Here is an 11,655-nt window from a genome sequence, read left to right as displayed (position 1 = left end):
GCGGGGGTGGCAGGCGGGCGGCGCGTACGCAAGCCTCTGCTCCCCGCGCGGCTTACTTCTTCTCGCCCGGCTTGGTTTCAGCCGGTGCTTCGGTGGCGGCCGCCGGCGCCGCGGCCGGTGCCGGGCGCGCCTTGACCACGCGCACGCCGCGCGCCTTCATCCAGGCGTCGAACTCTTCGGCGGTCATGCGCTTGCCGTTCTGGCTCATGTCAAAGCGCCACGGCGTGTTGTCGAACTCGGTCTGCGGCTTGTACGCGGCCGGGTCGTTCGGCTTCACCGCCGGCGCACTCGGAATGGCCTTGGCAATGTTCTGGCAGCCATCGATGCGCAGGCGCTGCAGCACCTGGTCCAGCGACTGCGACGGATCGTAGCTGCTGCCCAGCACGCCGGCGGACATGCCCAGCTGGCTGCCGCGGATGTACAGCTCGTCGGCCACCGGCGCGATGGCGGTGGCCGGCAGGGGCAGCGGCGACGCGCTGGTGTTGACCGAGCAATCAACCGCAGCGTGGGCAGCGGGAACCAGGGCCAGCGCCAGAACGGCGGCCGATGCAGAGCGCAACATGAGGGGCATCCACGAAAGGAAGTGACGCGGCGAGTTTAGCAATGCAGCCACAGCTTTCAAGCGGAACCTTCAATGAATACGGCAACTTGTTGGTTTTCTGGAAAAAAACCGATGGACGGTTGTCTATGCGCGGCACCCGCGCATTCCCTGGCTCCACAAACAACAAGACCCGGCCGAAGCCGGGTCCTGCTGTGTCTTACTGGCAGAGCGTCAGAACTTAGTTCTGGACGTTCAGCTCGGTACGACGGTTCTTGGCGCGACCTTCCGGGTTGTCCGAACCATCCGGGTTGGTGTTCGGAGCAATCGGACGGCTCTCGCCGTAGCCGATCGGGCCGACCAGACGCGAAGCGTCCACGCCGTTCTGGGTCAGGTAGTTGTACACCGCGGTGGCGCGACGCTCGGACAGCTTCTGGTTGTAAGCGTCGGTACCCTTCGAGTCGGTGTGACCGGCCACTTCAACGCGCAGATCCGGGTAACGCTTCAGGATTTCCGAAGCTTCCGACAGGATGGCCACAGCGTCCGGACGCAGGTTCGACTTGTCGAAGTCGAAGTTCACGCCCTTCAGGTCGATCGAGACCGGCACCGGGCAACCGTCCGGACCAATGGTCTGACCCGGCTGCGAGTTCGGGCACTTGTCGTCGCAGTTGTTGACGCCGTCACCGTCGTCGTCCAGGTCGGCGCAGCTCGGGGCAACCGGAGCCGGAGCCGGGGCAGCAGCCACCGGGGCCGGGCCCAGCGGGATCACGACGCCGACCGAAGCCAGCACGTCGCCGAACCAGCTTTCGTCACGAGCGGCAACGCTCTGGTCGTCGAAATCAGCGCGGTAGGCCACTTCGGCGCGGACAGCAACGCGCTTTTCGAAGGTGGTCTGCAGGCCGACGCCCAGCTTGGCCGACAGGTTGCCGTCCTTGCGCTCACGCGGACCGTTGTTGTCCAGGGCAGCGTACTCTTCCTCGGACTTCTGGTAGCCCAGGCCACCGACGATGTACGGGTTCCAGCCGCGGCCTTCCTGGATGAAGTGGCGACGCAGGTCGAACGACACGCCGTACTGCGACCAGTTCAGATCCTGGTTGGCGTCGAAGTTCGGGTTCTGGTAGTTCAGCTCACCGTCCAGCGACCAGTTCGGGCTGATGAACTTGCCCAGACCCAGGGTGACGAACGGGGCATCATTGGTCAGACGGTCGCTGTCCTGGAAGTTGAAGCCAGCCGAACCGGTCAGGTACCAGCGGTCATCGAACTCCTGCGCCGACGCAGCCTGGGCGAAAGCCAGACCGCCCAGCAGCGCGGCAGTAAGGATCTTCTTGTTCATTGAGTACAGCTCCTATTTCGGGGGTATGAAACCGGTAGAGGCATGGGCCAGCACTACTGCGTCGATGTTCAGACAGCCGATTCAGCACGCCACCGCCGCGAACATTATGCTCAGGCGGGTGAAGGTCATGTTAACAGTCCCGTAACATGTGAAGCGTCGTACCCGACCAGCCACCGGTCCGACATTGAAACCCTATACAGGATCATGAAAATCCGCAATACCCCCGTGGCACAAGGGTTTGAGGGGCATTAAGGACACAATGTGACAACTGGGGAAAAGGGAAACTTGCGACGATTCAGCGCGCGCCCATCGAGGTGAGGAACCTTATGATGAACGCACGAACCGAGCCGGAGTCATGATGAAAGCCGTCGCCCTGTGTCGTGAATCTCTGCCTGCGCTGCAGGATGTGCAGTTGCCTCCGCCCCTGCCTCCGCGGGGGCGCGATCTGCTGGTGCGGGTACAGGCAATCTCGGTCAACCCGGTCGATGGCAAACAGCGTGCGGCCACCACCGGGGCCATGCTCGACCGGCCCCGCGTACTCGGCTGGGATGCGGCCGGGGTGGTGGAAGCGATCGGTGAAGAGGCCAGCCTGTTCGCTTCCGGCGACGAGGTCTATTACGCCGGCGACGTGACCCGCCCGGGCTGCAACGCGCAGTACCAATGGGTGGATGAACGGCTGGTGGCGCGCAAGCCCACCACGCTGGATTTCGCCGAAGCTGCCACCCTGCCCTTGACCACGCTTACTGCGTGGGAGCTGTTGTTCCAGCGCATGCCCTTGCAGCTGGACGGGCGTCGGCATGCCGGGCAACGCCTGCTGGTGATCGGCGGCGCCGGCGGTGTGGGCTCGATGGCGATCCAGCTGGCCCAGTACGCCGGTTTCGAGGTAATTGCGACAGCTTCGCGCGAAGCGTCCGTGGACTGGTGCCGACGGATGGGCGCGGCCCATGTGATCGACCACCGCCAGCCCCTGCAGCCGCAGTTGCAGGCGCTGGGCGTGGACAGCGTGCAGGTGGCCCTGAACCTGGCTGACACCGACCATTACTGGGACGAACTGGGGCAGATCATGGCGCCGCAGGGGCACGTCGGGCTGGTTGTCGAGCCACGCGGGCCGCTGCGCATCGGCGATCCCTACAAGGCCAAGTGCATCGGCATCCACTGGGAATTCATGTTCGCCCGCGCGCGTTTCCAGACCGCCGACCAGATTGAACAGCACCGCATCCTCAACCGTGCGGCCAGCATGATCGACGCCGGCCAGCTGCGCGGCACCCTGAGCGAAGTGGTGGGCAGCATCAACGCCGCCAACCTGCAGGCAGCGCATGAGCGCCTGGCCAGCGGGCGCACGATCGGCAAGCTGGCGCTGTCCGGCTGGGAATAACGGCCGGGTAGAGTCGAGCTTGCTCGACTGACACGGCCGGTAGAGTCGAGCTTGCTCGACTGACAAGGCCGGTAGAGTCGAGCTTGCTCGACTTCGCGAGACGACAATCGAGCAAGCTCGACTCTACCCCCATGCCGCCCGCTGTGCGCGCGGATTGCCAGGCATCTGTATCTATTGAAGCGCGGAATTCGGGATTACGGTGGCAACAGTTGCCCTCCCCCATCCCCGAGTCCCCCATGCCTACCGCCCTGCCCCTGCGCCTGCTGCAGTTGATCACCGGCCTGTTCCTGTACGGCTTTGGTGCTGCCCTGATGATCCGCGCCGGCATCGGCGTCGCCCCGTGGGATGTGCTGTCGCAGGGCATCGCCGCGCAGACGCCGCTGTCGTTCGGTCTGGCCACCAACGCCATCGGCGCGCTGGTGCTGCTGCTGTGGTGGCCGCTGCGGCAGAAGCCCGGCGCCGGCACCGTGCTGAACGTGCTGCTGATCGGGCCCTCGGCGCAGATCGGCCTGTGGCTGCTGCCGCCGGCCACCGCGCTGGGCTGGCAGCTTGCGCTGTTCACCGGCGGTCTGCTGCTGGTCGCCCTAGCCACCGGGCTGTACATCGGCGCGCGCCTGGGCCCGGGCCCGCGCGATGGCCTGATGACCGGCCTGCACGCCCGTACCGGTTGGCCGATCTGGAAGGTGCGCAGCCTGATCGAAGGCAGCGTACTGCTGCTGGGCTGGTGGCTGGGCGGCGATGTCGGCCTGGGCACACTGGCATTCGCCGTGTTGATCGGGCCGTTGTGCGGCATCACCCTGGGCTGGTTCGGCATCGGCCGCGCCCCGGCGGCGGGCGCCGCCCCCCGCCCGGCGAGCGCGCAGCGCGGCGTGGGGTGATCGGTCGCGGCCGCGGCGCCCCTTGCCCCGGCCGCCGTTTCACGGCACGCTTCGCGCTTCCGTACGCAAGCGTATCGACATGTCGCCAGCCAACGAAACCGCCTACCCGAATCTGTTCGCCCCGCTGGACCTGGGCTTCACCCAGCTGCGCAACCGGGTTCTGATGGGCTCGATGCACACCGGCCTGGAAGACCGCGCCCGTGACTTCCCGCGCCTGGCCGCCTACTTCGCCGAGCGTGCCGAGGGCGGCGTGGGCCTGATCGTCACCGGCGGCTTCGCGCCCAACGTGGTCGGCTGGCTGAAGCCGTTCGGCGGCAAGCTGTCCTGGCCCTGGGAAGTGCGCCCGCACCGCCAGCTCACCGCCGCCGCCCACCAGCACGGCGCGAAGATCTGCCTGCAGCTGCTGCATGCCGGGCGCTATGCCTACCATCCCCTGTCGGTGGCACCTTCGAAGCTGAAGGCACCGATCAACCCGTTCACCCCGCGCGCGCTGTCGGCCAGCGGCGGGGAGCGCCACATCGCCGATTACGCGCGCAGCGCCCGGCTGGCCCGCGAGGCCGGCTACGACGGCGTGGAAGTGATGGGTTCGGAGGGCTACCTCATCAACGAGTTCATCGCCCCACGCACCAACACCCGCAGCGACCGCTGGGGCGGCGATGCCAGCCAGCGCATGCGCTTTGCGGTGGAAATCGTGCGCCGCATCCGCGAGGCCTGCGGGCCGGATTTCATCATCGTCTACCGCCTGTCGCTGGTGGACCTGGTGGACAACGGCAGCAACTGGGAAGAGATCGTGCAGCAGGCCCAGGCCATCGAAGCCGCCGGCGCGACGATCATCAATTCCGGCATCGGCTGGCATGAGGCGCGCATTCCCACCATCGCCACGTCGGTGCCGCGCGCGGCGTTCGCCGGGGTCACCGCCAAGCTGAAGCCGCACGTGAAGGTGCCGCTGGTGGCCACCAACCGCATCAACATGCCCGACGTTGCCGAGCGCATCCTGGCCAGTGGCGGCGCCGACATGGTGTCGCTGGCCCGCCCGCTGCTGGCCGACCCGCAGTGGACGAACAAGGCGCGCGCCGGCCGCCCCGAGGCCATCAATACCTGCATTGCCTGCAACCAGGCCTGCCTGGACCATGTGTTCGAAAACAAGCTGGCCAGTTGCCTGGTGAACCCGCGCGCCGCGCACGAAACCGAACTGGTCTACCACCCCACCGCTGCGCCGAAGAAGATCGCCGTGGTCGGCGCCGGGCCGGCCGGGCTGGCTTGTGCCACGGTGGCCGCCGAGCGTGGCCACCAGGTCACGCTGTTCGATGCCGGCGATGAGATCGGCGGCCAGTTCAACGTGGCCAAGCGCATTCCCGGCAAGGAAGAATTCCACGAGACCCTGCGCTACTTCCGCCACAAGCTGGCCGAAACCGGGGTGGACGTACGCCTGGGCACCCGCGCCGACGCCATCGCGCTGGCCGGCTTCGACCACGTGGTGCTGGCCACCGGCATCGTGCCGCGCCGGGTCGATTTCCCCGGTGCCGACCACCCCAAGGTGGTGAACTACCTGGACGTGCTGCTGGGCCGGGTGCAGGTGGGCGCCAGCGCGGCGATCATCGGCGCCGGCGGTATCGGCTTCGACGTGGGCGAATTCCTCAGCCATGACGGTCCCTCACCTGCGCTGGACCCGCAGCGCTGGATGGCCGAATGGGGCGTGGACGCCCGCTTCGAGGCGCGCGGCGCGCTGGCCACGCCCGCGGTGGAAGCCTCGCCGCGGCGGCTGTGGCTGCTGCAGCGCAGCCCCGGCAAGCCCGGTGCCCGCCTGGGCAAGACCACCGGCTGGATCCACCGCGCCACGCTGAAGGCCAAGGGCGTGCGCATGCTCGGTGGCGTGGAGTACCTGGGCGTGGACGATGCCGGCCTGCGCATCCGCGTGGACGGCAGCGAACAGCTGTTGCCGGTGGACCACGTGGTGATCTGCGCCGGGCAGGAACCGCAGCGCGCGCTGCAGGCCGAACTGGAAGCTGCGGGCATCACCGCGCAGCTGATCGGCGGTGCCGACGTGGCGGCAGAACTGGATGCAAAACGCGCGATCAATCAGGGCAGTCGCGTCGCCGCTGCGCTCTGATTTACAGATGAATGGGGGCGCAAATGTGATTTCCGTCACCGCCCCCGAAGCTGAATGTCAAGCCGAGCGATTCAGGAAGCGTTCGGTAACAGCCCCCTACCTTGCGCCATCTTTCCGCTCACCAGCCAGTTTCCGGTGAGCCGGTGCGGTCCTCCCTGATCGGTTCGTGATCAATGTTTTGGAGGCCGCCCACGGGGCGGCCCCGATGGCCGCCTCCCCATCACGCCAAGTCGTACCCAGCCCCCCCGGCCGCCCCCCGCAGCCGGAACCGCGCGGTGCGGCCCATACGGAGCAAGGAGTCATATGAAACTGGCCTGGATTCTCTGGCTGTCGCAGTTGTTGCCGCAGCCGGCGGCTGATTCGCTGTGTTTGAGCACCACCGTATACCTGGAAGCCCGCGACCAGACCCTGCGCGGCCAGCAGGCCGTGGCCGAAGTAGCCCTGCGCCGCCTCGACAGCGGGCTGTGGGGCGATTCGATGTGCCAGGTGGTGACCGCGCGCAAGCAGTTCGCGCCCACCCTGGTATCGCCCGGCACCCAGCTGGGCAACGATGCCGCCTGGAGTGAAGCGATGAACGTGGCCTTCGACGCCGAGCGCAACTGGGCGCTGCCGGCCGGCGAACGCCGCGAGATCGTGCCCGGCGCCAGCCACTTCGCCGCACTGGCCATTGCCAGCCCGAACTGGCGCAACGCCTACCAGGTGGCCACCATCGGCGATCACACCTTCTATAAGGTGCAGAACCTCAAGCCTCGCCAGTCGTAACGATCTGTTGCCGGCGGCAGCGTTGCCGCCGCTGCCGGGGCTCTGGGATAGTGGGTGTTTCCACCACGCCCTACCCTGGAGTTCCCATGAAGCTGTACAGCAAGCCCGGTGCCTGCTCCACCGCCGACCACATCGCCCTGCAGTGGACCGGCCAGCCGTTCGAAGTGGAACTGCTGAACAAGGACACCCTGAAGGGTTCGGAATTCCTGAAGATCAATCCGGCAGGCGCCGTCCCGGCCCTGGTCGATGGTGACTTCGTGCTGGTGCAGAACGCGGCCATCATGGGCTACATCGCCGACAGCTTCCCGCAGGCCGGCCTGGGCGGCGATGGCAGCCCGCGCCAGCGCGCCGAAGCAGCCCGCTGGCTGTCCTTCGTCAATTCCGACGTGCACCCGGCGTTCTCGCCGCTGTTCGCGCCGGGCAAGTTCATTGCCGACGAAGGCCAGTACGACGCGATCCGCGCCGCCGCCCACAAGCGCCTGCGCGCCCTGTTCGAAACCGCCGACAAGCAGCTGGCCGACAAGCCCTGGCTGGCCGGTTTCCGCAGCTTCGCCGACCCGTACTTCTACATCACCCTGCGCTGGGCAGCCGGCACCAAGGTGGACCTGTCCGGTCTGGACAACCTGGCCGCCTACAAGGCGCGCATGGACGCCGACGCCGGCGTGCAGGCCGTGCTGAAGGCCGAAGGCCTGGCCTGATGCCAGTGGGGGTCGGATCCGCCTGCGCAGCAGACGGCTCCGACCCCATGGGCTTCAGCGGTACGCTCAGCCGATCTCGCGGATCACATTGCCCTTGCCGTCGCGCAATTGGGTCGGCACCACCTCGATCTGCAGCGCCGCATCCAGCGGGTAGACCCCGCGCTGCGCGGCAAGCGCCGCAGCCGCCTGCAGGCCGGCCTCGTCCAGCACCCAGTACACGCTGTCATCGTCGATCGCCGTGGCAGCCTCTGCCCCGCCCGGGGCGAACGTCCACTGCCGTTCACCGCTGACCAGTTCCAGCGGCTTGCCGTGGCGCAGGCGAAGACCCAGCAGTTCGGCAACGCTGTGCACCTGGCCCGCGCCGAGCACCAGCGTGGTCACGCCGTCCTGCTGGCGCCAGCGCAGCGTCTCGACGAACAGCATGCCGGTGGTCGACCCTTCGCGCTGGCTGCCTTCCTGCACCTGCGCGGCCAGCACCGGATCATCCAGCAGGTTGCCGCGGTGCAGATCGCTGATCCACAGCGGCATGGCCGGCTGCAGCACCTGCAGCACGCCGCGGGTCGACCAGCGCCTGATCGCTTCCATTTCCTCGTCGGTCAAGCCAACCAGCTGCAGGAACTGCAGGTGACCGTTGCCGGTGTCGCGCGGCGGCAGCTGCGGGTCGGCCACGAAGGCCAGGTGGCATAGGCGGGTGTCGGTCTCCAGCGCGATCGGGCCGTTGGCATTCAGATGGTGGCCATCCTCGAACACGTTGCCGCTGCCGAACACATAGCGCGCCAGGTTCTGCAGCAGGTTCATCGGCCACACCGGCGGGGTGCTGCCGGCCCTTTCACCGGCACTGGCGGCCAGGCGGAAGGTCAGCTCGAACCCATAGCCACTGACCTGCGCATCGCTGCTTTCCTTCGCATACAGCTCGGAAAAGCCGTAGGTCACGTAGTGCCAATGCGGTTGCGGCGCATCGGCCCAGTACACGCTGATGCCATCCAGCGGATCCTGGCCGCCCAGCGTATAGGGCAGTGCCGTGCCGAAATGCTGCGGCGTCTGCCCGGCATACAGCGTCGCCAGGGCCGCATTGATCGCATCCCAGCCGGGGGTATCGGTGTCGTCGATGTCGTCCTGCACGTGGCGCTTCCAGTGGAAAGAGCAGGCCACTGTACGCCCTGCATCAGCCGGGCACGACCCCGGCGACGGTGGTGGCCAGGCGCGCCTGGGTTTCCTGCCACCAGCGCTGGGCCAGTGCCGGGCTGCGCGCACTGCCCACGGCCGCAAGCAGTTCCGGGCACAGCCGCTCCAGTGCCAGCGCATCCTTGCAGCGCTCGATCTTCAGCTGCAGGAAGTAGCCCTTCAGGCCCAGATGGCGGCGCACCGCCTCGCTCATTGCGTCATACAGCTGCTGGTAGAGCGCCGGATCCTGTTCGCGCCCACTGCTGATGCCGCGCGTGGGCACCGCGTCGGCGGCGCCGCCGACCACCTCGATCAGGCCCATCGCGCTGAGCTGCTGCAGCGCATCCGGTGGCGCACGCAGGCCTTCGAACAGCGCCTGCAGTTCAGTGTCGTTGCGCTGCCCGTCGACCATCAGCAGCAGCGAACGCAGCGCCGCCGGCAGGCGCCGGCCGCGGTCTTCGATTTCCTGGCGGCCAGCGGCCGTCTTGCCATGCAGCAATGCCATGCATCCCCCTTGCTTGGTGCGCCGTATCTGCGCGCCCCGCGGGGTGCGCTCCCCAAGGCCGAGCTTAGCGCATGTTCCGCCGGAGGTTTGGTAGCGCCAGGCCATGCCTGGCGGCCTTTCCGTCCGCTTCGCACGCCGCGCATGGCCCGGCGCTACCCAAGCGGTCAGCGCCCCAGCGCGCGGCGGATCTCTTCCAACGCGCCCGGATCGTCCAGGGTGGACAGATCGCCCGGATCGCGCTGTTCGGCCAGCGCCTGCAGCGAGCGCCGCAGCAGCTTGCCCGAACGGGTCTTGGGCAGCGCATTGACCACGTGGATGTGCGCCGGCCGCGCCACCGCACCCAGTGAAGCGGTAACGGCGGCCATCATCTCGGCCACCACCGGCGCCGGATCATCGCCCTGCAAGCCCTGCTTCAGGGTCACGAACACCAGCGGCACCTGCCCCTTCAGCTCGTCCTTCACCCCGATCACCGCCGCCTCGGCCACGCGCGGGTGCCCGGAAATGGCTTCTTCGATCTCACGCGTACCCAGCCGATGGCCGGCCACGTTGATCACATCGTCGGTGCGGCCGAGGATGAAGGTGTAGCCATCGTCATCGCGGATCGCCCAGTCCAGCGAGCTGTACAGCAGTTCCTTGAAGTGGCTGAAGTAGCTCTGCATGAAGCGCGCATCGTCGTTCCACACCGTGCTCATGCAGCCCGGCGGCAACGGCGGGGTGACCACCAGCACGCCCTTCTGCCCAGCGGCGACTTCTTCACCGGTGTTCTCATCGATCACCTTCATGCGGTAACCGAGGTTGGGGAAGCCCGGCGAGCCGAAGCGCACCGGCTTCATATCCAGGCCCGGAAGCAGGGTCAGCGCCGGCCAACCGGTTTCGGTCTGCCAGTAGTTGTCGATGATCGGCTTGCCCAGCGCATCGTTGATCCAGTGCGCGGTAGGCTCATCCAGCGGCTCGCCGGCCAGGAACAGGTACTTCAGCGCATCCAGGTCATGGCGGTGGATGAAGTCGGCATCGTGCTTCTTCAATACGCGGATCGCCGTAGGCGAGGAGAACATCGTGCGCACGCCGTACTGCTCGCACAGCGCCCACCAGATGCCCGGGTCCGGGTTGGTCGGCAGCCCTTCGTACAGCAGTGACGTGCAGCCGCCGATCAGCGGGCCATACACGTTGTAGGAATGACCGACGGCCCAGCCCACATCCGAGGTGGAGAACATTACCTGGCCCGGGCGGCAGTCGAACACCGTTTCCATCGACTGCGCCATGGCCACCGCATAGCCGCCCACATCGCGCTGCACGCCCTTGGGCTTGCCGGTGGTACCGGAGGTGTAGAGCAGATAGCTGGGCTCGCTCGATTCAAGCCAGGTGACCGGCACATCCACCTCGCCCACCTGCGCGCGCAGTTCGGCGTAGTCCACATCGCGCCCCGGCACGCGCGGTTCGGCAACATCCAGCCCGCGCGAGACAATCAGCACATGCGGCGGCGGATTGGCCGCCTCGGCACAGGCGGCATCGACCATGCCCTTGTACGGAATGACCTTGCCACCGCGCATGCCGGCGTCGGCGGCGATCAGCAGTCTGGGCCTGGCATCGTCGATGCGCAGTGCCAGGTTGTGCGCGGCAAAGCCACCGAACACCACTGAATGCACCGCGCCTATGCGCGCGCAGGCAAGCATGGCGAACACGGCTTCGGCCATGTTGGGCATGTAGATCACCACCCGGTCGCCCTTGCCCACGCCCAGGTGCTGCAGCACCGCAGCGAAGTCATTCACTTCGCGATGGAGCTGGCGGTAAGTGATCTCGCGGGTGACATTGGTTTCGGTGGACACCGCCACCAGCGCCAGCTGGTCGGGGCGATCGGCCAGATGGCGATCGACGGCGTTGTAGCAGAGATTGGTTTCGCCGCCGACGTACCAGCGACGGAACGGCGGGTTGCTGTAATCGAGCACCTGCTTTGGCGGGGTATGCCAATGGATGCGCTTGGCTTCCTCGCCCCAGAATGCCTCCGGCTCGTCGATCGAGCGGCGGTAGGTTTCTTCGTAGTTCATGACGCAGCCCTCCCAGACAAAGTCATGGGTTCGAGCATAGTGCCGGGCTGGCGCCCGGGCCGCCCTACCTTGGTAGGGGGTGGGTGTGGTCTGCAGGGCTTGCAGCCCTGCACCTGACGTCAACGTCAACGTCAACGTCAACGTCAACGTCAACGTCAAAAGCTGGCTTCCTGGGGATGGCGGGGGGGGGGGGGGGGGGGGGGGGGGGGGGGGGGGGGGCGGCCGCGCCGGCCCCCGCGGCGCCCCC

General features: G+C 67.3%; 10 protein-coding genes. 5 read left to right on the top strand and 5 right to left on the bottom strand.

Translation table 11 applies throughout. The features are described 5' to 3' along the window. Positions 1 to 52 precede the first annotated feature (52 nt). Positions 53 to 562, bottom strand: a complete 510-nt coding sequence (locus IAE58_RS18615) for a hypothetical protein (RefSeq protein WP_108752290.1) — start codon at positions 560 to 562, stop codon at positions 53 to 55. 217 nt (positions 563 to 779) lie between these two features. Beyond that, on the bottom strand, positions 780 to 1,871 hold the full coding sequence (locus IAE58_RS18610) for an OmpA family protein (RefSeq protein WP_108752289.1): 1,092 nt from the start codon (positions 1,869 to 1,871) through the stop codon (positions 780 to 782). Between the two features lie 358 nt (positions 1,872 to 2,229). Between IAE58_RS18610 and IAE58_RS18605 the strand changes: the two genes are divergently transcribed. The 5 genes from IAE58_RS18605 (at position 2,230) to IAE58_RS18585 (ending at position 7,694) form a co-directional block, all read left to right on the top strand. Next, positions 2,230 to 3,246, top strand: a complete 1,017-nt coding sequence (locus tag IAE58_RS18605) for a zinc-binding alcohol dehydrogenase family protein (RefSeq protein ID WP_199934769.1) — start codon at positions 2,230 to 2,232, stop codon at positions 3,244 to 3,246. A 236-nt stretch (positions 3,247 to 3,482) separates the two neighbouring features. Further along, positions 3,483 to 4,124 carry a hypothetical protein gene (locus IAE58_RS18600; RefSeq protein ID WP_108752288.1) on the top strand — a complete coding sequence of 214 codons (642 nt, stop codon included), beginning with the start codon at positions 3,483 to 3,485 and terminating at the stop codon, positions 4,122 to 4,124. A gap of 79 nt (positions 4,125 to 4,203) precedes the next feature. Beyond that, complete coding sequence (locus tag IAE58_RS18595) at positions 4,204 to 6,234, top strand: NADPH-dependent 2,4-dienoyl-CoA reductase (RefSeq protein WP_199934784.1); 2,031 nt, start codon at positions 4,204 to 4,206, stop codon at positions 6,232 to 6,234. 303 nt (positions 6,235 to 6,537) lie between these two features. Continuing rightward, positions 6,538 to 6,996 (top strand): cell wall hydrolase, encoded by a 459-nt coding sequence (locus IAE58_RS18590; protein ID WP_108748678.1) that lies wholly within the window; start codon positions 6,538 to 6,540, stop codon positions 6,994 to 6,996. Between the two features lie 86 nt (positions 6,997 to 7,082). Continuing rightward, on the top strand, positions 7,083 to 7,694 hold the full coding sequence (locus IAE58_RS18585; protein ID WP_199934756.1) for a glutathione S-transferase N-terminal domain-containing protein: 612 nt from the start codon (positions 7,083 to 7,085) through the stop codon (positions 7,692 to 7,694). Between the two features lie 66 nt (positions 7,695 to 7,760). Here the strand turns inward: IAE58_RS18585 and IAE58_RS18580 are convergent, their stop codons facing one another. The 3 genes from IAE58_RS18580 to prpE all read right to left on the bottom strand — a co-directional run bounded on the left by IAE58_RS18580 (position 7,761) and on the right by prpE (position 11,408). Further along, the gene (locus IAE58_RS18580; RefSeq protein ID WP_199934759.1) at positions 7,761 to 8,816 is read right to left on the bottom strand and encodes a suppressor of fused domain protein; all 1,056 of its coding nucleotides are present in this window, start codon (positions 8,814 to 8,816) and stop codon (positions 7,761 to 7,763) included. 43 nt (positions 8,817 to 8,859) lie between these two features. Then, a complete protein-coding gene (locus IAE58_RS18575) occupies positions 8,860 to 9,363 on the bottom strand; it encodes a hypothetical protein (RefSeq protein ID WP_199934757.1) in 504 nt (167 codons plus the stop codon). Between the two features lie 164 nt (positions 9,364 to 9,527). Beyond that, positions 9,528 to 11,408 (bottom strand): propionate--CoA ligase, encoded by a 1,881-nt coding sequence (gene prpE / locus IAE58_RS18570; protein WP_199934758.1) that lies wholly within the window; start codon positions 11,406 to 11,408, stop codon positions 9,528 to 9,530. Positions 11,409 to 11,655: the final 247 nt, after the last annotated feature.

The sequence above is a fragment of the Stenotrophomonas sp. S49 genome, assembly GCF_016624905.1.
In the GTDB taxonomy this organism is placed as follows: Bacteria; Pseudomonadota; Gammaproteobacteria; order Xanthomonadales; family Xanthomonadaceae; genus Stenotrophomonas.
This window is presented reverse-complemented; position numbering and strand designations above follow the sequence as displayed.

What these genes read in the sequence shown, in the direction of transcription:
- IAE58_RS18595 (WP_199934784.1), top strand. Translation starts at nt 4,204, where the DNA reads ATGTCGCCAGCCAACGAAACCGCCTACCCGAATCTGTTCGCCCCGCTG.
- IAE58_RS18575 (WP_199934757.1), bottom strand. Translation starts at nt 9,363, where the DNA reads ATGGCATTGCTGCATGGCAAGACGGCCGCTGGCCGCCAGGAAATCGAA.
- IAE58_RS18585 (WP_199934756.1), top strand. Translation starts at nt 7,083, where the DNA reads ATGAAGCTGTACAGCAAGCCCGGTGCCTGCTCCACCGCCGACCACATC.
- IAE58_RS18590 (WP_108748678.1), top strand. Translation starts at nt 6,538, where the DNA reads ATGAAACTGGCCTGGATTCTCTGGCTGTCGCAGTTGTTGCCGCAGCCG.
- IAE58_RS18610 (WP_108752289.1), bottom strand. Translation starts at nt 1,871, where the DNA reads ATGAACAAGAAGATCCTTACTGCCGCGCTGCTGGGCGGTCTGGCTTTC.
- IAE58_RS18615 (WP_108752290.1), bottom strand. Translation starts at nt 562, where the DNA reads ATGTTGCGCTCTGCATCGGCCGCCGTTCTGGCGCTGGCCCTGGTTCCC.
- IAE58_RS18605 (WP_199934769.1), top strand. Translation starts at nt 2,230, where the DNA reads ATGAAAGCCGTCGCCCTGTGTCGTGAATCTCTGCCTGCGCTGCAGGAT.
- IAE58_RS18600 (WP_108752288.1), top strand. Translation starts at nt 3,483, where the DNA reads ATGCCTACCGCCCTGCCCCTGCGCCTGCTGCAGTTGATCACCGGCCTG.
- prpE (WP_199934758.1), bottom strand. Translation starts at nt 11,408, where the DNA reads ATGAACTACGAAGAAACCTACCGCCGCTCGATCGACGAGCCGGAGGCA.